Below are 21,687 nucleotides of genomic sequence, written 5' to 3'. Positions count from 1 at the left end.
CCTGCTTAGATCGGCAGGGTTTTTTCCAGCGTGGTGCTAATGGCCGTCAGGCCCGGCAGGACCTTGCCTTCCAGCCATTCCAGAAAAGCGCCGCCTGCGGTTGAGACATAGGTCATGTCATGCAGCACACCGGCATGGCGCAGGGCGGATACGGTATCCCCCCCACCGGCAACGGTTTTCAGTTTGCCTGCTTTGGTCAGACGGCCAGCTTCCTGCGCGACGGCATTTGTGCCCTCATCAAACGGAGGGAGTTCAAACACGCCCAGCGGGCCGTTCCAGACCAGAGTCTTCAGGCCTGCCAGTTTGCTGTTAAGCAGTTTGACTGTTTCCGGCCCGACATCGAGCGCCATCCAGCCATCGGGAATAGCGTTTGCCGGTACGGTGCTTGTGGGGGCACCCGCCATGAAATCTTCGGAGATGATCATGTCCACCGGCAGGATCAGGTCGCAGTTTTTGGCCTTGGCCTGCGCCATAATCAGGCGGGCCGTGTCCAGCATGTCGTCTTCCTTGAGCGACTTGCCAACATTCAGCCCTTGTGCTGCCAGGAACGTATTGGCCATGGCCCCGCCAATGGCCAGCATGTCCACCTTGTCCAGAAGGTTTTCAAGCAACTGGAGTTTGGTGGAAATCTTGGCCCCGCCCACAATGGCCCCAACGGGGCGTTCGGGGTTTTCCAGCGCGGCATATAGCGCCTGAAGTTCGGCCTCCATCAGTCGGCCACCAAAGGATGGCAGGTGGGAGGCAACTCCCGCCGTGGAGGCATGCGCACGGTGGGCTGCGGAGAACGCGTCGTTCACATACACATCGCCCAGACTGGCGAGTGCTGCGGAAAGTTCCGCGTCATTCTGCTCTTCACCGGGCTGGAAGCGGGTGTTTTCCAGCAGCAGTATTTCCCCGTCATTTAAGGAACGGGTTGCAGCTTCCGCATCGGGGCCAATGCAGTCATGGGCAAAATTGACCGGGCGGCCCAGTGCCGTGGCCAGTGCCGTGGCAATGGGCTTGAGCGACATGGCAGGGACGACCTGCCCCTTGGGCCGGTCAAAATGGCTGAGCAGGATAACCCGCCCGCCTTTTTCCGCGAGTTCGCGAATAGTGGGAATAATCCGCTCGATCCGGGTCTGGTCGGTTACCTGACCGTCCTTCATGGGGACATTCAGGTCAACACGGAGCAGGATGCGCTTGCCCTTGGGGTCAAGCGTGTCCAGCGTGGCGAAGGGGAGTATTGTAGCCATTAGAGCGATCCAAACAGGGCTGCCGTATCGGACATACGGTTGGAGAAGCCCCACTCGTTGTCGTACCAGGAGCACACACGCACCAGCTTGCCGCCATCCACCAGTGCTGTCTGTGTGGCATCAAAGGTGGAGGATGCAATGGCGTGGTTGAAGTCGGAGCTGACCAGAGGGGCCTCGTTATAGGCCAGCGCGTTTTTCATTTTGCCCGAGTCCACAACCGTGCGGATGGCGTTATTCACGTCTTCCACGCTGCCGGGCACCGTTTTGGGCACGAAGTCGAGCGAGACGACGGACACATTGGCCGTGGGCACGCGAATGGCCGTGCCATCGAGCTTGCCTTTGAGCTGCGGCAGAACCAGACCCACGGCGCGGGCCGCCCCCGTGGAGGTGGGGATCATGTTCATGCCAGCAGCACGGGCACGGCGCAGGTCCTTGTGCAGGGTGTCCACCGTGCGCTGGTCGCCGGTGTAGGAGTGGATGGTCACCATGTAACCACGCTCAATGCCAAAGGCATCTTCCATCACCTTGGCCACAGGGGCCAGACAGTTGGTGGTGCACGATGCGTTGGAAATAACGGTCATGTCCGATGTCAGCACATCTTCATTCACGCCGAACACGATAGTGGCATCCACATCCGTTGCGGGGGCGGAGACAATAACCTTGCGTGCGCCAGCAGCCAGCAACAGGGCGGCTTTTTCCTTGGTGGTGAACAGACCCGTGCATTCCATGGCCACATCCACGCCCGCAAAAGGCACCTTGGAGGGGTCACGCTCGGCGGAAACGGTAATCGGGTCCCATGTGCGGCCATTGGCGGAAATGATCAGTTTGCCATTTTCCACCCGAACGTCCGCAGGCAGGCGGCCATGCACGCTGTCATAGCTCAGGAGGTGTGCGTTATCTTCAACGCTGCCCAGATCGTTAATGGCAACCGGCACCACGTCCGTGCGCCCGCTTTCAATAATGCCGCGCAGCACAAGGCGACCGATACGTCCAAAGCCATTGATGGCGATTTTGACTGCCATAGGATGTGTCTCCGTATTTTTTATAATCTTGTTATCGTTAGTGACATGTCCAGGTCTTCCAGCCGGGACGGAGGTGGGGCGGTTGGGGACAAGTCCTTTTGCGCTCCAGATGCAAGAAAACGCGCAAGCACTTTCTCGCAGATCGCTCCGGCTGTAATGCCAAAGCGTTCATACACCGCGTTGGCAGGAGCGGATATGCCAAAATCATCCATGCCTACGAAAATTCCATCCGTTCCCAGCCAGCGTTCCCAGCCAAAGCTGCTTGCCGCCTCTATTCCCACGCGCAGGCCTTCGTGGCCCAGCACGGCTGTGCAGTAGGTGGCGGGCTGCTGTGCAAAAACCTCCCAGCAGGGGATGGAAACAACGGCCACGTTCAGCCCCCGCTCGGCCAGATGCTGCCCTGCCTGCGTGGCAATGGCAACCTCGGGACCAGAGGCCATGAGTGTTACGTGTCGCAGTCCTGCCCCGCAGCTTATAAGGTAACCACCGTGGGAAGGACCGCCGTAATGGCCCACCCGCCGGCCTGCGCGCGGGGGTGGGGGGTGGGGGCACAGGATCAGCAGGGCCGGGCCTTGTGGCCAGTTCAGGGCGGCCTGCCAGCAGGCAAAGGTTTCCTCCGCACAGGCGGGGCGGAATACTGCCAGATGCGGCATGGCGCGCAGGCTGGCCAGTTGTTCCACAGGTTGCCAGCCGCCACCGTTGTCGCTCAGGGCCAGCCCGTCATCGGTCAGCAGGTAGAGCACTTTGCTGCGCATGAGCGCTGTCATGCGCAGGGCGGAGCGCATGCGGTCAATGGTCATCATGCCCGCCACCCCGCAGGGCAGAACGCCCCCATGGCGGGCCATGCCGTTCAGCATGCCCGCCATGCCGTGCTCCTGTATGCCGCAAGGCTGGGCTGTGTGAATGAAGGGAACGGGCAGGTTGGCGCGGCGTGAGCTTCTGGTGCTGGAGGTTGCGGCCAGAATGGCCACGTCCTGCCGCAACATTGTAAGCGAGCGCAACCCGGCAAAAGCCGCCTGCTGGGAGGACCCGTCGGGTGCTACGCGCATGGTCTGCCGCCAGAGTCGTCCCCAGTCCTCGCGCATGGTCTGGCGGGTCCTGCCCGACTGGTCACGCTCAAAATCGGCGCGGGCGCGGTGCTGGGCCAGCCTGCGCAACCATGAGCGGCGGATGGAACTCCCCCGTCGGGCGGTGGGGCTCCACGGGCCGGTCAGTTCCTCTTCTGGTGGCAGGTCGGCCAAGGTGAGGCAGCATTCGGGCATGCAGGCCAGAAGTGTGGGCTTTCTGGCCCGCAATGTGGCCTGAAGAGCGGCCATGATGCCGCCAAGGTCATGTGCGCGCACCTTGCGCACACTCCACCCCGATGCGCCAAACCGGGCCAGAGAATCCGAAAAATCCGCAGGATCGGTCAAAGGAGACGGGCAGACCAGAACGGCCATGCGGTTCAGGCCGAAGCGGCTGGCAAGCTGTGCGGCTTCGAGTGCAACACCCGTGGCCAGATCACTGTCACGCGCAACAACCCATGTGCGGTGGTTAACCAGGGATCGTCCGTAACGGCTGGCCAGTTGCTGCTCGGCCAGAGCCATACCTGCTGCTGCCGCCATGCCCTGCCCGGCTGGCCCGGTTGCAATTTCCACCGCAGGGTGCTGGCCGTATTCCAGCGTTGGGCCGAGGTCCTGCGCATCGGGCGTGGTCAGCCGCAGCATGGCGGCCAGTAAGGGCAGCATGGCGGAAGAGGGCACCACGCACCGGTCCCGGTCTGGCCAGTTGGGGACTGCGGGGTCAAAGCGGAGTATGCGGCACCACAGAGCCGTCATGGGCAGGCACATGGTCTGGAGTTCGGCCTGCGTGTCTGCCTCCGTTGTGCTGGAGGCCATGAGTGCGCGGGCAGCTTTGTCCATGCGCAGTACAAGTGCGTCCTGCGTGGGAGAGGAAGATGGGATCGTATGGTCTGAAGTAGAGGTGCTGGCCATCAGCCCTGTGTCTGTCAGAGGGAGTGCTGTGCGGGCGCGCCCGGCGTAACCGGCCCGGTGCTGTGTGGTAGTTAACCCCAGAGCAAACGGTCACTGCAAGAGGCAGTTTTACGCCTCAATGCGTGTTTTTAGGGGCAAGATACCGGTGTAAGGGCTTGCGCCGGGCGCGTGGGAGCGCGAAAGAAGAGGCAAGAGTCCTGCAAAATACGTGCGTCTGGCGCGCTATCAGTCTTGGTGGAGAATGGGTCCGGTCATGCTGTCTGTTTTTCATGCCGCAAAAAAGGGGCGTGCTTTTCGGGCCGCTCTGGCCATCTGCCTGCTAACAGGCGTGGCCGGGTGCAAGCTGCTGGACCAGAGAACATTCAACCCTTCCGCAAGCGTTGAGCCCAAGCCGTATATTCCACCGCCCCCCCCCGGTCCCCCGCCCGTGCCACCCCTGATCGAACTGGTGGCCGGCACGCCGCAGGCGGAATGGAAGGCTCCGGTGGACCAGATTGCCCGTCAGGCTCTTGCGCGTAAAAAGGAAGTGCTCTTTGTTGTAAGCTGTCTGGTGCCACAGCAGGCTGATCCGGATCAGGCAGGGCAGGAGACGGAACAGACTGCCTTGCAGACGCTGGTCCAGCATGATGGCCATGCCGTTATGCAGGAACTGATTGACGCAGGAGCCCCCGAAGCACAGGTGGAAATGTCCGCTATGCCGGATTCGTCGGTGACGAAGCCAACCGTACGGGTGTATGTGCGATAGGTTGCCTAACCGAAACACAAAAGTATGAAGACAAAAGGCCAGACGGCCGATGGGTAAGCCCATGCCCCGACCGTTTCTGACGAGAAGCGAGGAGAAACCAAGCGTGGGAGCGATCAAGAACGCCCGGCATCCTTTTTACGAGCATTGCGAGGAGGCGCTGGGGCGGATCAAGCAACAGGGGCGTTACAGAACCTTTACGCCACTGGCGCGTCAGGCGGAACGTTTTCCCCTGTATGAGGAATACGTGGCCAACATGCCTGAAGGGCGTGAGGTTATCGTCTGGTCCACCAACGACTATCTGGGCATGGGCGTTGTGCCCGAAGTGCAGGATGCTGCCATTGCCGCCATACGCGAGCACGGTGCGGGAGCGGGGGGCACGCGCAACATTGCGGGCACCAGCCCGCTGCATAACCAGTTGGAAGCCGAGCTTGCCGCCCTGCATCGCAAGGAGGCCGGACTACTCTTTATTTCTGGTTACGTGTCCAATCAGGCCAGTTTGCAGACAATCCTGATGTCCATGCCCGGCTGGATCTGTTTTTCCGATCGGCTGAACCATGCCTCCATGATCGCGGGCATCAAAGGCGCACGGGGGTCGCAGACCGTTATTTTTGAACATAACGATTTGCAGGATCTGGAGGCAAAACTGGCGGCCGCTCCGGTGGATGCCCCCAAGTTGATCGCGTTTGAGAGCGTGTACTCCATGGATGGAGACATGTCCGATATTGGCGCGATCTGTGCGTTGGCCAGAAAATACAATGCTCTGACCTATCTGGACGAAGTGCATGCCGTGGGGCTGTACGGGCAGGAAGGGGGCGGTGTATCCCAGCGCGACGGCGTTGCCGATCAGGTGGATATTATTGAGGGTACGCTGGCCAAGGGCTTTGGCGTGCACGGTGGTTACATTACCGCCTCGGCCGAGATTGTGGATTTCCTGCGTTCAACGGCTTCCGGATTCATCTTTACGACAGCACTGCCTCCGTCCGTGGTTGGGGCGGCTCTGGCCAGTGTGCGTAAGGTGCGGGCGGAAAGCTGGCGGCGCGAGTCCCTGTTCGAACGTGTGCATACCATGCGCCAGCGCCTGCGGGCCGCAGGTGTGCCCTTTACCATGACACCAAGCCACATTGTGCCTATTCCCATTGGGGATGCCGAGCGCTGCAAGCGGATATGCCGCCGCCTTCTGGTGGAGTTTGGCCATTATGCAACGCCAATCAACTATCCGACCGTGCCGGAGGGGACCGAGCGCCTGCGCCTGACACCGGGCCCTTTCCATACGGATGAGATGATGGACGATATGGTGCGCGCACTCTCCCTCCTGCTGCGTGAGGAGGGAATTATTCCCGAGCATGTGGCGCACAAGGCTGAAAAAGTGGCCTGATTGTTCTGCCCGGACTAAATATTAGGGCACAGGTCTGTAAAAACCCCCTCCGTTTTACATGGAGGGGTTTTTTTTAGTGCAGGTTATAATGTGCTGGCAGGCTGTTCATGTTGGTTGTGATCTGCGCAAGTTCAGAAACATTGATGAACAGGTTGTCGCAAATGGCATTAGTGTTGTGAACAGTCTCATTGTTTTTTGCGGTTGAGATGTTCAGTTTCTGCATAATCTGGTGGAGTTGGTGTATCTCTTCTTTTTGTGCAATGGCAGTTTGTTCAAATTCCTTGAATGATTCACTTATTTTTTCAACGTGGTGAATAATTCCAGCCAATGTCTGGGAGTTGTCGTTCATGGAGTCCGAGCAGGTGCTTATGGCATCCTGTGAGTAGACAATAAGTTTTCTTGTCCGTTGCAGGGATTCCGATGTCATGCGGGACAGGTTGCGTATTTCCTGCGCCACAACACCAAAGCCCGCACCATAGCTGCCCGCCTTGGCTGCTTCTATGGTAGCGTTAATACCCAGAATATTGATCTGGGATGATATGCTTTTCATAATATCCAGAATTTTTCCAATATCTTCTGAAGCTTCTGATATTTTTTTAAATTTTTCGATGGTGTCATTAATTTTAATGCACGATTCACGAATATTGACGGACGCGTGCTGAATGTAACTTCTGGATTGCTCCATCTGTACGTTCTGGTCTTCTGTTTTTTGAATGGTGGATTTTATTCTCTGGTCCGATTCCAGCAGATGTATGTTCTGGGTGCTGTTCCGCTCCGAAAGGGTTTCGGATTCATCCTTGAGGTTACGGGATTCTGCATTGATCGAGTGCGTTGCGGTCTGAATTTTATGGAGTGTCTCATGCAGTGTTCTGGTTCTGCTCTGCAAGGTATCGGAAATACGGTTACTGTGGATGTAGGACATACGCATAAGGTCAAAAGGGGTGGCCGTACCCACATAGGACTTATCGTCGGTAATAATAAAAGATTTGTTAATGTCGGATATTTTATTGTTCAGGATCTGTTTTGTAAAATCAAGAATGGGGGTTCTGGCTTCCACCGTTAATGGACTGTCGTCCATGAGCAGCGTAACAGGCCGTTTGTGGTACAGGGCGTAGGAAAACGGGCTGGACATGAGGGAAAGGAACCTCTGCCTCTCTACTACGCCAATAGGTATGTTTTGGGCATTGATAATGCAAATATGATGGGTGTCTGGATGATTTTTAAAAATATCCATGACCGCGCTGCCAGATTCTGTCGGACAGAGTCTGAACCCATCTTGCGCGAGGGAACCCATGCAGAGCTGATCGAATTGTTGCGGCAGGGTCATTGGTCAATTTTTTGTTAAAATAGAAGGATTTATGAAGATAAGATCAGTTTTTGTGGGGAGTAAAGTGACAGTTTTATGTCGGGCTAGCCATTGTATTTTACGGTTTGTGTTAGGCGTGGCTGCGTAAAAGCAACAGGTGTGTTTTTCAAATCTTATTATGTCATAACAAATAATGTAAAATTAATGTGATATTTATATAAAAAGGGCTTTTCAAACGGATAGGCCCCGCGAATCGTTGGTTAATTGGTGCGTTACATTTCAAGGCGCACCGAATATGGGTTTTCCTGTTCAAAAAGCTTTCTTTGGCCGTATCGGGCGGATAAAGCGCGGCCCAAACCCTTATGCCGTATCAGAGTTGTCGGATTATGGAATTCGTGGACAACGATGTGCTCACCTGTCCAATGGCATTCTTCAAACCGTAGATGCCATAGGCTCTAAAAAATAGATGATGCTTTGTGGACAGCGGGCATAACCTATGGGGAAGGGTGTTTGTGCCGGCTGGCCGTTCAGAGGCGGGAATGATGTGTAAGGTAAAAAGGGGAGGCATTAATGCCTCCCCTTTTTACCGTCGGTTGTGGGATTATGTGATCAGCTTTTGTAGTCAGGCTGTTCCCGGTCAAGTTTGCGGCGTAGAGCCTTCCAGATCATCTGACCCTGATCGGGGTCGGTATCAAACTGGTTTTTGGCGCGGAGCAGTTTTTCTTCCGAAGGGATGTGTAGCGGCACACCGGTTGACTGCGCCGCAATCTGGATCTTGCAGGCCTGTTCCATGTAATACATGCGGTAAAAAGCCTGCGCCACTGTGCTGCCAACGGTCAGCAGGCCATGGTTTTGCAAAATAATGGCGTTGCGTGTGCCAAGGTCGCGCACAAGGCGTTCACGCTCGCTCAGATTGTCATCCGCAGCAATGCCTTCATAGGCATGGAAGGCAACCACGCCATAAAATTCAATATTGATCTGGTTAAGCGGGAGAATGCCTTTGTCCTGTGCCGCAATGACCATACCAGCAATGGTGTGGGTGTGCATGACGCACGCTGCATCCGGCCGGTTGGCATGGACGGCGGAATGAATAACAAACCCGGCGGGGTTGATGTTCCAGCTTGTTTCTTGCTGTGGCACCCCGTCCGCGTCCACAATAACCAGACTGCTTGCTGTAATTTCTTCAAACAGAAGCCCGTATGGGTTGACCAGATAGCGGTGCCCTTCACCGGGCAGGCGGACGGAAAGGTGGGTATAGACCATATCCGTCATGTTAAAATGCGCCATCAGCCGATATGCGGCTGCCAGGTCCTCGCGCAGTTCCTGTTCTGTCTGCTGTACCGTCATTGTTGTGTTGTCCTTAAATGCAAAAAGTGGTGTCAGGTTGAGGCAACGCGTTTGAAATGTCCGAATGTTGCAGTCTTGCGTGCCCCTTCGGGGAGTGTGAGGTCCCCTTTTTCAACCTTGCGAACCAGATACTGGTATGTCTGCAAGGCCTGCGCCCACATGTGCTCGCCAATGGTTATGGTCTCATAGGACGCATCATCATCCTTGGCAAAAGCAGGCAGGGGGCGGATCTGGGTATGGTAGTCACAGGCATAGAAGAGCGGAAAGGAATAACGTTCCTCAGCAACTTTGCGTAATCTATGTGCCGTGGCCACAAATTCGCCTGCGGTCATGACTTCAAGCATGTCGCCAATATTGACGACAAAGGCACCGGGGATCGGGGGGGCGTCAATCCAGTCTCCATGACCGTTCATAACTTCCAGCCCCGGCTTGTCTGCCAGCAGGATTGTAAAACATTCGTAGTCTGTGTGGGCGCCAATGCCGGGGGCATCCTGCGCTTGTGCGTCATGCGGATAATGGATCATGCGCAGTTTGGAAGGCGGAAAGTTGGCTACGGAATCAAAGTAGTTTTCATCCAGCCCCAAAGCCAGGGCAAAACCGCGGAAAAGTGTGCGCCCCAGATCAAAAACCGCACGGTAATACGCTTCCGCCGCAGCACGGAAATTGGGGAGATCGGGCCAGTTGTTGGGGCCTAACAGCGGGGTTCCTGCCTGCACCAGCGGATGGTTGGCGGGAACTTCATAGCCAATATCAAACGCTTCCTTGTGGTCGGGGCGGCCTGCGGAATACACTTCCTCTCCCTCGGGCACAAAGCCTTTGTGGGTGGCGGATGTGCCAATGTAGTATTCCATTTTCTTTTCAAAAGGCTGGGCAAAGAAGTCTCGTGCGGCTTTGCGTACACCTTCGATCAGCTCTTCTGGAACACTATGGCCGGAGATAAAGAGAAAGCCGACATTCCGCGCGGCATCGCCCAGTTTTTCTGCTACGGCCTGGCGTTGTGCAATATCGGGGCTGTACAGGCCGCTGATATCGATAACGGGAATACGGGTGAAAGTTTCGGTGGTGGAAGCGGACATCACCCCAGTTCCTTCTTGCTGCCACAGTCTGACATGGCGTGTTGAAAATGCTGGCGCTCGGTCTGGCCAGTCCAGATGTTGAGAGACCACAGGTCCGCTACGGGCATGTTGGTAAACGGCAGGGTATGCAGGTAACCATCTGGCCCGCATTCGGGGGTCATGGTGGTGGTGGTGTAGCCACGAGCACGTTGGCTTTGCCATATCTGTTGCCAGATATTCTGGTGGAACCGTAAAGCGGGTGCATATTCCGGGGCACCGGGGTGGGGGGCCTGTGGCCCCTGATCATACCCCACGCGGGCCTGAATGTGGTGAACACGCTCGATAAAGGTCGACAGGTCATCCGCGGGGTCATCCAGCAGGCGCTCACAACAGACAACCCAGTGGCTTATGTCGGCTGTAAACAGCATATCGGGTAACTGTGCAATAACATCCAGCGTGACCCACGGCGTTGCCAGAATACGGGAGCGGTGTGTTTCAAAACAGCAAAGCATATTTGCTGTTCGGCAGATTTCCTGTGCCTGTGCAATAAAGTCCACCTGCTGGCTGGCGGGCCAGCGGTCATTCCCCCCCAAAATGGTGACAAAGCGGGGGTTCATGTGCAAGGCGTGGTCTACGGCACTACGCAGGTCGTCCAGATGGTTTTGTACGGTCGCACTCTGGTTAGGAATAACGCCACCGCCAGTCATGGCGATGGCAATATAGGGGGCGGCCTCCTCACGCAGGATGGTGGCACAGTCCCGCGTGGCAGTAAGCGTTGGGGGAATGCGGGCTTCCAGTCCATCAAACCCGGCGGCCCGCGCTTGCGCCAGTGGGAGGTCCCACCGGCGGTTGTCACCCCATAAAGTACGGAAAAGTTCAAATTTCATCATCGCTTTCCCGGTTTTTTGTCAGATATCAGAAGTTGTAGTGCAGGTCACAGCCGACCCAGCGAGGAGTTTGGATGTACTGGGCGCGGTTCCCGTCGCTTCCGGTAAAGGAGTAGGTGGAACCATGGTTGTCCTGCAGGTTGTCAACATAGACGGCAGCAGTCCATTTGCCAGTTTTGGGGCCGACTTCCATACGCAGGCCAAGGGCGCTGATTTTGTCGGTTTTTGCTTTGTTGTCACCCAGTGCGGCCCACATGTTATCTTTCCACGTGTAGCTTGCCTGAAATGTTGTGCGATAGCTGCTGACATCAACGTGGTAGCGTGCAACAGCGCTCCATGAGAACCGGGGTGCAAACGGGAGCTGAGAGTTATGCGCAATCGTTGGGTCAAGCGTTAGACCGGGGAGTGAGTTAACCGGGCTTTTGATCTGAGCATCCAGGTAGGCAAAGGAGCCGTTCAGATCAAGGTTGGGAATAACGTTGTGCAAGGTGGTGGAAATTTCGCCACCACGGGTCCGTGCGCGTGGAATGGTGCCCAACGTCAAGGAGTTACTGGTAACGGTCGAGTTTGCATACGGTGTGAAGGTGCCAAAGAAGAGTGTCTGACGATTGTGGTATTCGTAATCAAACAGGGAGCCTTCAAGAATAACCTTGTTGTGCAGCAAGGAGGATTTAATACCAACCTCGTAGGCAACCAGATTTTCTGGACGGACATAATCCAGTGCTGCGGGTGCCAGCACAGGAGCAGCAAAGTAGCTGCCAGCTTTATAGCCGTTGGAAATGGTGCCGTAGGCGTACGTCCCGGGCACAATCTGGTAACGCAGACCGACACGCCCGGTAAAGCGTTCGTAATCATGCCGTTCGTTCAGATGATTGATCGCGCCATTGAGCGTTGCATTGTATACGCCCCCAATGCGTGGACTGCCCGGGCCAATAGCCGAGTAGGACGAGCCGCCATTAAAACCACGTTCGTCATAAGAAAAACGACCGGAGGCAATAAAGTCGAGTTTCTTTGTAATGTTGGTCACGGTGTTGACATACACACCAGTGGACAGATTCTGCTGCGAAAAATGGTTGGTCAGATTGACCATGCTGCTGGGGTCATCCATGCGGTAGCTGGTGTAGTTCCCGTCAATTTTGTCATAAGATTCGTAAACACCAACGGTCAGATGGAAGATTTTGGCCAGATTCATGCGCAGGTGCATGTCATGGGACTGGGCAATGGCTGTGTCATTCCAGCGGTAGTCGGCATATTTTGTGCCAACACCGGCTGATGTGGTGCCCAGACCATCGTAGTTGTCCAGATCATTCCGGCGATAAAAGTCGATCCCGGTTGTGGACGCGAACGTGCCGAAGTCAAAAGCTTTGGTAAAGTTGAGCGAGACACCCCCACCGTTTTCGTTGCGTTGGGGCGGTGTGTTGCCAACATTCACGGCATGCGGGTTGGGGTTTGGCCCTGTGCCACCATCGCTGATCGAACCGAGATCCTGCGGGGACGTGGACGTGCCTTTATCCCGCGTATAATGGATGTTCAGCAGAAAGGAGGATGTGTCATCGACCGTAAACTTGGTCAGGTTGCGCATAGCCAGCAGATCCTGCGACCCATAACGCGCACCAGTCGTGATATCTTTCTGCCAGCCATCGCCTTTGACATAGTTGAAGGCCAGACGGTTGGAAATCTTGCTTGTAATGGGGGTGTTAATAGCAAAGCGACCACGGCTGGTATTGTAGCTGCCGTATCCCCATTCCGCATAACCACCAAATTTATTGGACGGTTTTACAGACTGAATGTTGATGCTGCCGCCCGTGGTGCTGCGCCCCATGTCAAAGCCCTGAGGGCCTTTTTCTGTTGCAACGCTTTCCACATCAAGCATCTGACCGGTGTAGAACACGGGGAAAGGGGCCAGAACACCATCCAGATAAATCCCAATCCCGCCCATGTTGGTGCCAACATAGTCATCCAGACCAACGCCACGGATGGAAAAAATGGGAGCAGAACCAGAAACGGCGTTCGTGGCCGTTACACCGGGGGTGAAGGATGCAATGTCCTTGGGGTTCTCAAGATGGAGAGAGCGCAGTTCCTGCCCGCTGATCACATTAACCGTGGTGGGTTCGGACAGGTAACGGTGGGTGTGGGACTGCGTGACCTCAACGTCTTCCGACCCTCCCTGGCGCGGCGCCAGATTTTTGCGGCGTGGAGCCGTGCCCGCACGTTTGTGGCCTGCGGCAATATGGCTTGTATCTGCTGGCGGCGGGCTGGCGGCAGGTGTTGCCGCCGTTGCGAGTGGTGAGGTGGATGCCAAGAGCAGGCAGGGCAGAGCTGGCAGGGTAACATACGCTGGAACCGAAGCCAGAAGACGGAAGGACCGACGTAAAAAATAGGATTTCATGCCCGTATTCCTGATTTTATTCCAGTTGGAACCGGCCCTGGGCTCAGAGGCAACCGGTCTTTTCATTTCCATTTGATAACGAAATATCAGGCACATTCGTTTGAAAATGACTAAATCATACTTTTGTTCGCGGGCATGCGGCCTTGTGGAGCGTCAATAACGGAGCATCTGGTTAAGAAAATTCTGCGCCCTGTCTGTCTTTGGGGAGGTAAAAAAAGTTTCTGGGGGAGTAATTTCTACAATCTTCCCCTGATCCATAAAAATAATACGGTCGGCAATTCGGCGGCTAAAGGCCATTTCGTGGGTTACGCAAACGGTTGTAATGCCCTGTTCTGACAGTTCGTCCATAATGCCGACCACACCAACAATGGCTTCGGGGTCCAGCGCTGCGGTTGGTTCATCAAACAGCATGACTTCTGGCTGCATGCACAGGGCGCGGGCAATGGCGACGCGCTGTTGCTGGCCGCCAGAAAGCTGGATGGGGTATTTGTCCGCCTGATCGGGAATGCCTACCAGATCAAGGTAGCGGCGGGCCAGAGTCGTGGCCTCTAGGCGGGTCATGCGTTTGACCCGCATGGGGGCAAGAATACAGTTTTCCAGAGCGCTCAGGTGCGGGAACAGGTTGTAGTTCTGGAACACCATTCCCACCATGCACCGGAGTTGTATGGGGTCGGTCTTGTCGTTGATCAGCTTGCCATCAATGGTGAGCATGCCGCTATCATGCGGTTCAATCTGGTTGAGAGTGCGGATCAGGGTTGATTTTCCCGACCCGGACGGCCCCAGCACCACAATTTTTTCACCACGGCTTACGTCAAAATCCACACGGTCTAGGGCCACAAACTTGCCAAACAGTTTGCTCATGCCCCGTACGGAGATCATGGGAGGGTTTGTGGTTTCATGCTGCATTGGAAACAACCTTTTTGCGGTCGGACCAGGAAAAACGTCGTTCCACCCGTTTTTGGAGGAAAAGGAAAAAGAACACCATGACAAGATAGTAAATAAGGGCGGCGGCATAATACTCTGTAAAGGCAAATGTCCGCGCGACCTGTATCTGTGTTACGGCCAGCAATTCCTGCAACGAGATGACTGACGCCAGCGATGTGATTTTTAACAGGTTGATAAACTCGTTAATGGTCGGCGGCAGGGCAATGCGGAATGCCTGCGGAAAAATAACGCGCCAGTAAATATCGCGCCGGCTCAGCCCCAGAGCGCTCGCGCCCAGTTCCTGCCCCGGATCAACCGCACTCAGGGCAGCTCGGTTGATTTCGACCTGATAAGCGGATTCGTTAATGGACAGGGCCAGAATGGTCGCCAGAAAAGGTGTGAACCACTGTTCCCGAAAAATAGGGAAAAACTGCGGCACGGCGTTCCAGATAAACAGGAGCTGGAGCAGTGTCGGTGCTGCCCGGAACAGGGAGACATACCCTTCGAGCGCAATTTTAAGCACGGATTGCTGCGGGCTGTTGAGCACAATGGCGATGGGGACAGAGATTGTAATGGCAATAATGTGCGAGATTAATGCCACGCTGAGCGTAATCAGCGCGCCATGCAGGAAAGCCGTGGACGTCAGAGCCGAGAAAAAGGCAGACCAGTCAAACATGCCGCTAGCTGCTGCCTCGTCCGGTCCATTCTTGGTGGACTGGTCGGTCACAGACCATTTGGTGCGGAGCGTTTGCAGGGAGCCATCGGCATCCAGCGCCGATATGGCGTTCTGTAGCAGTGTCCGGTCTTCCGCATTCTGGCGGATGTAAATGGCAAAATGGCGGTAATCGGGAATGTCGGGGGTGATCAGCACATGCAGTTTGTCCCGGAGCTGGCGCATGCGGTAGAAAAGCTCGACATCCTGACTGACAAAGGCAAACACACGCCCGATCAGCACCTGCTGCACAACCTGCTCTTCGGTCGGGTATTGCTGGATAATCATGGGGGGCTTGCCCGCGGCCACCAGAGCATCGTTTACAACGCCCAGTCGGGTCACGTAGCTGGTGCCCGATTCCACCGCGACGTCCTTGCCTGAGAGTTCATCCATGCTGCTCAGGGAGGGCGTGCCCTTGCGCCCGACAACAACCAGAGCCGTATCCTGATAGGAGACGGCATCAAAGCTTTTTTCCCGCGCAGGTGTGCGGATAATCCCGCTCATGACCAGACCGCACCGCTGGGCGGAAAGGCTGGGGAACAGGCCAGTAAAATCCATTGTTATAACGGATAGGCGGGCCTGCCAGCGCGTGGCCAGCGCTTGCGCCACGTCTATGTCAAACCCTTCCGGGTGGGAGACATCCTGCCCTTTTACAAATGTCATCGGGGGCAGGGTGGGGTTTGTGCAAACGGTCAGTGTGCCATCATGCACAAACGAGGGGATCTGTTCGGCATGGGTGGTGCCGTGCGCTCCAATGGGCGCGCCAAGCATAACCGCAAGGGCGGCAACACGGCGGAACCTGCGCATGAGCGGCAGGCGGGAGAAAAAGCTGGTCATTAATATGAAGCTTCCAGAAGGGTACGGAACGTCTCGACCATCAGGCTGGTTTCGGGAGACGTGCGCGCCAGAAAATGACAGCAGGTGATCAGGCGCAGATCGTTAAAAACAATCCGGCGCAGCAGTCCTTGCGCAACAAGCGGGGCTGCAAAAATTTCGGGCAGGAAGCCAATGTAACTGCCAGAAAGAATGAGGAGCGCGCGTGCATCCACCTTGTCGGCCTTGGCGCGGTAGGTAAAGAGCGGGCGAATCTCCTCCCACCTGTCGGATGTGGCGGCATCCGCCACACTGACCATGCTGTGGCTGGTCAGAACATCAAGCGTGATGTCCTCTTCAGGCATATGGAAAAGAGGGTGGCGCGAGCCACAGAAAAGGAAGGAAGCCTCCGCCACAAGCGGGCGGCAGCCCATGGGGGCCTGCCCCTGTGCGTAAAGGGCTATGCCTGCCGTGGCCTGCCCGGTCATGACCGCAACCTCGACCTCCTTGGTGGAGGCAGAATGCAGGTTCATGAACACGCCGGGGTGGCTTTGCGTAAATGTGTGAATGGCTTTGACAAGCGGTGTCTCGCCATGGGTCTGTATGTTGTCAGGGACATACAGGTTGAACGTGCCGCTCAGCATGCCACTGGTCTGGTTGATCTGCTGGCGGAAGTGTTCAAGGCTGACAAACAGTTTGCGGGTTGCCTCCAGCACTTCGCGCCCTTCATCGGTCAAGGCAAAGCCACTGCGGCCACGCAGGCAGATGGTCAGGCCCAGACGGGTTTCCAGTGCGGAAATGTCCAGACTGATGGACGATTTGCTTTTGCCCAGCGTAATTTCGGCCGCACTGAATCCCCCCTGTTCCGCCACTGTGTGGAAGACACGCAGCAACCGCAGATCAATTTCTGAAACATGCCCCTGAAAGCCACGAGGTCTCTTTCTGAGGCCGGGTGTTTTGTGGCTGCTTCCCGTCATGGTTTGAATGCTCCTGTCAGATGGGGCGTCAAGAAGAGGGCGGAGGGTGCTGCCAAAAGCTCCTGTTCTATGCTGGCAAACCGTTATTGTTATTTATCCAGAATAATTATGACGCGTAAAATATACGATGGGAAGAGAGAACCGGTGCAATGCATAAACATGCGCGCTCCAGAGCATGGGAGAATGACGGTTTTCTGCGTTGTTGAGATATGTTTGCGAAAAAACTAAAGTAAACTCATGTCTGTTCATATTGGGTCCGAAACGAGACTCGGATAGCTTGCGGGAGAAAACAGATACCTTGGGGATTTTTAAGACATGGCTGCAAACAGGTGGTTTATAGATAGTGAAACCGGTGTGCTGACAGATGTTCTTTTATGCCCGCCAGATTACTATGAATGGATTCCGAGCAACGATATCGCCATTCAGACCATGGCAGGCGGTGGCAGCATTGATCGGAACATCCTGAGCAGCCAGTTTAATGAACTGGTCGCAACCCTTAAGGGGGCAGATGTTTCCTGTCATTTCCTGACACCGCATGAAGGCATGCCATACGAGGTTTACACCCGGGACAGCTCACAGACCACGCCTTTTGGCACGGTAGTGACCAGCCTTTCCCGCCCCGAGCGGGTGGGGGAGGAAAAGGAAATCCGCACGTTCTATGCTCCAGATGAAATCTGGCGCACCTGCACCGCAGGCCGGATTGAAGGGGGGGATATCCATATTATCCGTCCCGGTCTTCTGGCTGTAGGGGTTAGTGGTGGACGCACGGATACAAAGGGTGCCGCCGAGTTCATTAGTTGGTTTGAAGAGGCAGGATGGACCTGCCGCATGATCCATTTCCCCGAACATTTCCTGCATCTGGACGTTATTTTTTGTATGGTGGCGGAAAATCTTGCAATCGCCGCTGTGGACGTGCTGGACGAGGTTGATCTGGAATGGTTCCGTGAGCAGGGTATTCGCATTCTGCCCGTAACCTACCGTGAGGCCATGCGGGACATGGGGTGCAATGTGCTGGCTCTGGGGCGTGATCGGGTTGTAAGCCCGCGCCACTCCACCCGCATCAACGCCATGCTGCGGGCTGAAGGACTGACCGTGCTTGACCCGGAACTGAACCAGTTCTCCCGTGGTGGGGGCAGCATCCATTGCATGACCATGCCTTTGCGCCGCCAGTCTTTGCAAACGGCGTAAAACAGCCAGTAAGGGAGCAGGGGCAAATGCCAGCACGGATTGTTATCAGCGCGGATGGTAAACAGGCGTTTGAGAACTGGCGTCAGGCTTTTGCGGCTGTTGCTCCCGATCTGGATGTCTGTTCATGGTACGATCCCGCGTGGAAAGCTGGCGCGGATGATTACGCGCTGGTCTGGCACCCCGAGCCGGAGCATATGGAACGCCTTGCGGGTATGCAGGGCATTGTATGCACGGGGGCCGGGGTGGACCACCTGCTCGCGCATGCGCACTTTCCACGCTCTGTGCCACTTGTGCGCATGGGTGGGGAACAGACAGCCCGCCTTATGGCGGATTATGTGTTGTGGGCGGTGATCGGCTTGCTGCGGGATGCGCGGACATGGGCTGTGCAGCAGCAGCAGGGTCTATGGCGCAACAATGTATGCTGCCGCACGTCCAGCACGACCAGAGTGGGCATTATGGGCCTTGGGCACCTTGGGGCCTATGTGGCGCAGGCGCTGGCCCATGTCGGGTTCCGCGTGTCCGGCTGGAAGCGTACTCCCGCCGTGCTGGATGGTGTGACGGTCTGGAACGGTGTGGACAACCTGCCCAGTTTTCTGGCCGAACTGGATGTGTTGGTAAACCTTTTGCCAGCAACCCCCGCAACAGATGGGTTGATCAATCACGCTCTGCTTGGCCACCTGCCCAAAGGGGCTGGTTTTGTAAATGTGGGGCGTGGGCGCCACGTGGTGCAGAGCGATCTGCTCCGTGCACTGGATGATGGAACATTGTGTGGCGCGGTGCTGGATGTGGTGACACCCGAGCCTTTGCCTCAAGGAGATGCCCTGTGGCACCACCCGCGCCTGACAATAACCCCCCACGTTGCGTCTGAAGCTGCGCGGGAGGTGCAGGCCCGTTACGTGGCTGACGTGGTACACTGCCTGGCGCGGGGGGAAAAACCCGCGTTGTTGTGTGATGTCACGCGTGGTTACTGATAATAAAATAGCTTGAAACGGGGAATGGACAGGATATGAGCCAGTATGCCGACCTGACAGTCAATGGACAGGCCCTGTGGCATGATCTTGTCACAACCGCAGCCTTTGGCGGAACGGAGAAAGGTGGCGTGTGCCGCCTTGCCCTGACAGATGAAGACCAGCAGGTCCGTGCGTGGTTTGAGCAGACATGCACCGCGCTGGGCTGCACGGTAAGCTATGATTCCATGGGCAACCAGTTTGCCCGCCGCCCCGGAACCCGGAGTGACCTGCCCCCTATTATGATGGGGAGCCATTTGGATACACAGGTCACAGGTGGACGGTTTGATGGCATTCTGGGTGTGCTGGGCGGTGTTGCCGTTCTGCGGACGTTGCATGACAAAGGTATAAGCACCAATCACCCGCTGGAAGTGGTGAACTGGACCAATGAGGAAGGGGCCCGTTTTACCCCGCCCATGCTGGCCTCAGGTGTTTTTGGTGGGGCCTTTACCGAGGAATTTGCAGGCAGCAGGGCCGATGCGGCAGGCATTACCTTGCGGCACGAGCTTGAGCGTGGCGGTTTTGTTGGTGCAGAAAAATGTGGCCAGCACCCTGCCGCAGCTTATTTTGAGCTGCATATTGAGCAAGGGCCGGTGCTGGAGGCAGAGGAACGCACCATAGGCGTTGTAACAGGTGTGCAGGGCATGCGCTGGTACGAGGTCAGTGTGCGTGGTCGGTCTGCCCATGCCGGTACAACTCCCATGCCCATGCGTAAGGATGCCCTATTGGCAGCGGCCCGCATGATCGAGCAGGTGAACGCCGTGGCACAGGCCCATGCGCCGGACGGGCTGAGTACAATCGGTATTATTACAGCACTCCCTGCCAGCAGTAATGTTGTCCCGCGGGAGGTGCGCTTTACCGTAGATCTGCGAAATCCGTCAGAACCGGTGTTGCAGGCCATGGAAGAGGACTTTTTGCAGCGTATGCAAGACTGTGCGCAGGCGAACGACGTGCAGGTAACGGTTACACCAACATGGAACTCCCCTGCCGTACATTTTGACCCACGGTGCATTGCCAGCGTTGAGGAGAGTACAAAAGAGCTGGGCTATACCATGCGCGATATTGTTTCTGGTGCGGGGCATGATGCGGTGTATGTCTCCCGTGTTGTGCCGACCGCCATGGTGTTTGTGCCGTGCCTGCATGGCATCAGCCACAACGAGGCAGAAAGTGCCACGCCGGAGGACGTAACCGCTGGGAGCAATGTTCTGCTACATGCAGTTTTGAAGGCGGATCAGGTCTTTTAGAAAAAACATTTTTCACAGAGTGTTTTTTAGGGATCATACACTCAGTCTGGTCGTGTTCTGAAGCCGCTTCTGGGCTGGATTTTATGAAAAAGGGAGGGAGAAATTCAATTTCTCCCTCCCTTTTTGTATATTGTTTTGCTCTTCCAGATTTTTTATTTAAGCAACAGGGCAACCTGTTCCATGGCCTTGCAAAAAGCCTGCACGTTACTGGTAGAGCCAACGGTAATTCTGGAGCAGGTTGGCCATATATCCCAACTCCGTCCAATAATCACATTGTTTTGCGCAAAGGTTGAAACAATTGGGCCGGGAGTTCTGCGCCAGTCGGCCATAATCATGTTGGCGTCACTCGGAATGGTCCGCACACCGTAATGGGTCAGGCAGTCCTGCATGGTTTTACGGTTCTGTTTTGTTTCTGCGCGACGTTTGGCAATTTCAGCCGGGTCTTTCAGGCTGTCGGTGCCAATGGCTACCGCCGGGACGGACAGCATGGTCGTCTGGTAAATACCATCATAACGCATCATTCTGTTTTGCAGGCTGGGGTGGGTTATGCTTAACCCCAGCCGAAGCCCCGCCATGCCAAACAATTTGGAAAAAGTGCGTAAAACAATCAGATTACGGTAAGATCCAAGCAGGGAAACAGCGGACGGCGCATTGCTAAAGTGCAGATAGGCTTCGTCCACCACCAGAACGGCATTTGCAGGAATATTGCGTGCCAACCATGCAATATCGGCCAGAGGCGTTACGGTACCTGTGGGGTTATTGGGGCTGCATATGTAATACATGCCTGCATGGGGGTTGGCCTTGAGCATGGCCCTTACATCCGCCTTATAACCATTGTCCGGGCGCAAAGGGACTTTGGTCAGGGGGATTTGCAGCCATTCCGCAACACCCCAGACAGTCTCGTATGTGGGGTCGCAGGTCACAAGGCCCTGCGTTGGGGAACAGAAGGAAATAACGGTCCTGCACAGCGGGTCGCTCGAACCGGGCCATGGGGTTATGAGTTCTGGCGCAATGTGGTCGTAGGCTGCGGCTGTTTCAACAAGAGCCTGACGTTCCTGCCCGGTCAGGTAGCGGTTGCCGTTCAGTAACGCTTTTTGCCCGGCAGGTAGCGCCGAAGGGAAAGGGCCGGTCCAGAATTCATTCCCATTGAGCAAAATGGAACCCGGTGGATAGGTCCCGCCAACGGGCAGAGTATCTGCGCGGCTTCTGTGCCATGGCATGCCTGCTACAGCAGCACCGGCACCCAGCACAAGGGCAATGCGACCGATCTGCCTGCGGGAAAAACCACGCTCCTGAAACTCCTGCTGTGTTTGCGGTGGCAAAGGGGCAGCCATGGCGTGTCTCCTGTTGGAAAAGGGAAGAGATTACGGGCCAGCATATCTACGGCGTGTCGTCAGTTAAGCCCTGAGTATGGTACGTGAGGGTTGTACTTTCCGGCGTCCTGTGCTGACTGTTTTTCTCGCTTTGAGGGAGGCAGACGAATGCGACGCT

17 protein-coding genes are annotated in these 21,687 nt (G+C 56.0%); 5 read left to right on the top strand and 12 right to left on the bottom strand.

Annotated elements, in window-relative coordinates; translation table 11 throughout:
• Positions 1-5: 5 nt before the first annotated feature.
• From GOB86_RS04220 to GOB86_RS04210, 3 genes are read right to left on the bottom strand one after another with little or no spacing between them, the layout of a single operon-like run.
• Positions 6-1,232, bottom strand: a complete 1,227-nt coding sequence (locus GOB86_RS04220) for a phosphoglycerate kinase (RefSeq protein WP_165991135.1) — start codon at positions 1,230-1,232, stop codon at positions 6-8.
• On the bottom strand, positions 1,232-2,254 hold the full coding sequence (gene gap, locus GOB86_RS04215) for a type I glyceraldehyde-3-phosphate dehydrogenase (protein ID WP_165991134.1): 1,023 nt from the start codon (positions 2,252-2,254) through the stop codon (positions 1,232-1,234). The genes GOB86_RS04220 and gap overlap by 1 nt, the downstream gene beginning before the upstream one ends.
• Positions 2,255-2,274: 20 nt before the next feature.
• Positions 2,275-4,227: a transketolase-like TK C-terminal-containing protein gene (locus GOB86_RS04210; protein ID WP_165991133.1), complete on the bottom strand. Its 1,953-nt coding sequence runs from the start codon at positions 4,225-4,227 to the stop codon at positions 2,275-2,277.
• Between the two features lie 253 nt (positions 4,228-4,480).
• Here GOB86_RS04210 and GOB86_RS04205 point away from each other — a divergent pair, with 253 nt between their 5' ends.
• Positions 4,481-4,972, top strand: a complete 492-nt coding sequence (locus GOB86_RS04205) for a hypothetical protein (protein WP_165991132.1) — start codon at positions 4,481-4,483, stop codon at positions 4,970-4,972.
• A gap of 61 nt (positions 4,973-5,033) precedes the next feature.
• Entirely contained in the window at positions 5,034-6,347 is a 1,314-nt protein-coding gene (hemA, locus tag GOB86_RS04200; RefSeq protein WP_165991131.1) for a 5-aminolevulinate synthase, read from the top strand.
• 73 nt (positions 6,348-6,420) lie between these two features.
• Here the strand turns inward: hemA and GOB86_RS04195 are convergent, their stop codons facing one another.
• The 8 genes from GOB86_RS04195 to GOB86_RS04160 form a co-directional block, all read right to left on the bottom strand.
• The gene (locus tag GOB86_RS04195) at positions 6,421-7,479 is read right to left on the bottom strand and encodes a methyl-accepting chemotaxis protein (protein WP_165991130.1); all 1,059 of its coding nucleotides are present in this window, start codon (positions 7,477-7,479) and stop codon (positions 6,421-6,423) included.
• Positions 7,480-8,262: 783 nt separating this feature from the next.
• Positions 8,263-9,000: a class II aldolase/adducin family protein gene (locus GOB86_RS04190; protein ID WP_165991129.1), complete on the bottom strand. Its 738-nt coding sequence runs from the start codon at positions 8,998-9,000 to the stop codon at positions 8,263-8,265.
• Between the two features lie 32 nt (positions 9,001-9,032).
• On the bottom strand, positions 9,033-10,076 hold the full coding sequence (locus tag GOB86_RS04185; RefSeq protein WP_165991128.1) for an isopenicillin N synthase family dioxygenase: 1,044 nt from the start codon (positions 10,074-10,076) through the stop codon (positions 9,033-9,035).
• Complete coding sequence (locus tag GOB86_RS04180) at positions 10,076-10,942, bottom strand: sugar phosphate isomerase/epimerase family protein (RefSeq protein WP_165991127.1); 867 nt, start codon at positions 10,940-10,942, stop codon at positions 10,076-10,078. The genes GOB86_RS04185 and GOB86_RS04180 overlap by 1 nt, the downstream gene beginning before the upstream one ends.
• Before the next feature lie 28 nt (positions 10,943-10,970).
• Positions 10,971-13,331, bottom strand: a complete 2,361-nt coding sequence (locus tag GOB86_RS04175; RefSeq protein WP_165991126.1) for a TonB-dependent receptor — start codon at positions 13,329-13,331, stop codon at positions 10,971-10,973.
• A gap of 153 nt (positions 13,332-13,484) precedes the next feature.
• Positions 13,485-14,237, bottom strand: a complete 753-nt coding sequence (locus tag GOB86_RS04170; RefSeq protein WP_277875441.1) for an amino acid ABC transporter ATP-binding protein — start codon at positions 14,235-14,237, stop codon at positions 13,485-13,487.
• Positions 14,227-15,804, bottom strand: a complete 1,578-nt coding sequence (locus GOB86_RS04165) for an ABC transporter substrate-binding protein/permease (protein WP_165991125.1) — start codon at positions 15,802-15,804, stop codon at positions 14,227-14,229. Before GOB86_RS04165 ends, GOB86_RS04170 begins: the two co-directional genes overlap by 11 nt.
• Positions 15,804-16,757, bottom strand: a complete 954-nt coding sequence (locus tag GOB86_RS04160; protein WP_165991124.1) for a LysR family transcriptional regulator — start codon at positions 16,755-16,757, stop codon at positions 15,804-15,806. The genes GOB86_RS04165 and GOB86_RS04160 overlap by 1 nt, the downstream gene beginning before the upstream one ends.
• A gap of 315 nt (positions 16,758-17,072) precedes the next feature.
• On the opposite strand from GOB86_RS04160, the gene GOB86_RS04155 reads away from it, so the two are divergent.
• Genes GOB86_RS04155 through GOB86_RS04145 form a run of 3 tightly spaced genes read left to right on the top strand, consistent with a single transcriptional unit; the run spans position 17,073 to position 20,196 of the window.
• Complete coding sequence (locus tag GOB86_RS04155; RefSeq protein ID WP_165991123.1) at positions 17,073-17,945, top strand: dimethylarginine dimethylaminohydrolase family protein; 873 nt, start codon at positions 17,073-17,075, stop codon at positions 17,943-17,945.
• A gap of 26 nt (positions 17,946-17,971) precedes the next feature.
• A complete protein-coding gene (locus GOB86_RS04150; protein WP_165991122.1) occupies positions 17,972-18,916 on the top strand; it encodes a 2-hydroxyacid dehydrogenase in 945 nt (314 codons plus the stop codon).
• Positions 18,917-18,951: 35 nt separating this feature from the next.
• The gene (locus GOB86_RS04145; protein WP_165991121.1) at positions 18,952-20,196 is read left to right on the top strand and encodes a M20 family metallo-hydrolase; all 1,245 of its coding nucleotides are present in this window, start codon (positions 18,952-18,954) and stop codon (positions 20,194-20,196) included.
• A gap of 152 nt (positions 20,197-20,348) precedes the next feature.
• On the opposite strand, the gene GOB86_RS04140 is transcribed toward GOB86_RS04145, so the two are convergent.
• Positions 20,349-21,530 carry an aminotransferase class I/II-fold pyridoxal phosphate-dependent enzyme gene (locus GOB86_RS04140; protein WP_165991120.1) on the bottom strand — a complete coding sequence of 394 codons (1,182 nt, stop codon included), beginning with the start codon at positions 21,528-21,530 and terminating at the stop codon, positions 20,349-20,351.
• Between the last annotated feature and the right edge of the window lie 157 nt (positions 21,531-21,687).

Source organism: Acetobacter lambici, assembly GCF_011516885.1.
Taxonomy (GTDB): Bacteria; Pseudomonadota; Alphaproteobacteria; order Acetobacterales; family Acetobacteraceae; genus Acetobacter; species Acetobacter lambici.
The sequence above is the reverse complement of the archived record's forward strand: the minus strand, read 5'-3'. Positions and strand labels throughout refer to the sequence as shown.

Excerpts from the sequence above, each read along its gene's own strand:
- GOB86_RS04220 (WP_165991135.1), bottom strand. The coding sequence starts at position 1,232 with ATGGCTACAATACTCCCCTTCGCCACGCTGGACACGCTTGACCCCAAG.
- gap (WP_165991134.1), bottom strand. The coding sequence starts at position 2,254 with ATGGCAGTCAAAATCGCCATCAATGGCTTTGGACGTATCGGTCGCCTT.
- GOB86_RS04210 (WP_165991133.1), bottom strand. The coding sequence starts at position 4,227 with ATGGCCAGCACCTCTACTTCAGACCATACGATCCCATCTTCCTCTCCC.
- GOB86_RS04205 (WP_165991132.1), top strand. The coding sequence starts at position 4,481 with ATGCTGTCTGTTTTTCATGCCGCAAAAAAGGGGCGTGCTTTTCGGGCC.
- hemA (WP_165991131.1), top strand. The coding sequence starts at position 5,034 with ATGCCCCGACCGTTTCTGACGAGAAGCGAGGAGAAACCAAGCGTGGGA.
- GOB86_RS04195 (WP_165991130.1), bottom strand. The coding sequence starts at position 7,479 with ATGTCCAGCCCGTTTTCCTACGCCCTGTACCACAAACGGCCTGTTACG.
- GOB86_RS04190 (WP_165991129.1), bottom strand. The coding sequence starts at position 9,000 with ATGACGGTACAGCAGACAGAACAGGAACTGCGCGAGGACCTGGCAGCC.
- GOB86_RS04185 (WP_165991128.1), bottom strand. The coding sequence starts at position 10,076 with ATGTCCGCTTCCACCACCGAAACTTTCACCCGTATTCCCGTTATCGAT.
- GOB86_RS04180 (WP_165991127.1), bottom strand. The coding sequence starts at position 10,942 with ATGAAATTTGAACTTTTCCGTACTTTATGGGGTGACAACCGCCGGTGG.
- GOB86_RS04175 (WP_165991126.1), bottom strand. The coding sequence starts at position 13,331 with ATGAAATCCTATTTTTTACGTCGGTCCTTCCGTCTTCTGGCTTCGGTT.
- GOB86_RS04170 (WP_277875441.1), bottom strand. The coding sequence starts at position 14,237 with ATGCAGCATGAAACCACAAACCCTCCCATGATCTCCGTACGGGGCATG.
- GOB86_RS04165 (WP_165991125.1), bottom strand. The coding sequence starts at position 15,804 with ATGACCAGCTTTTTCTCCCGCCTGCCGCTCATGCGCAGGTTCCGCCGT.
- GOB86_RS04160 (WP_165991124.1), bottom strand. The coding sequence starts at position 16,757 with ATGACGGGAAGCAGCCACAAAACACCCGGCCTCAGAAAGAGACCTCGT.
- GOB86_RS04155 (WP_165991123.1), top strand. The coding sequence starts at position 17,073 with ATGGCTGCAAACAGGTGGTTTATAGATAGTGAAACCGGTGTGCTGACA.
- GOB86_RS04150 (WP_165991122.1), top strand. The coding sequence starts at position 17,972 with ATGCCAGCACGGATTGTTATCAGCGCGGATGGTAAACAGGCGTTTGAG.
- GOB86_RS04145 (WP_165991121.1), top strand. The coding sequence starts at position 18,952 with ATGAGCCAGTATGCCGACCTGACAGTCAATGGACAGGCCCTGTGGCAT.
- GOB86_RS04140 (WP_165991120.1), bottom strand. The coding sequence starts at position 21,530 with ATGGCTGCCCCTTTGCCACCGCAAACACAGCAGGAGTTTCAGGAGCGT.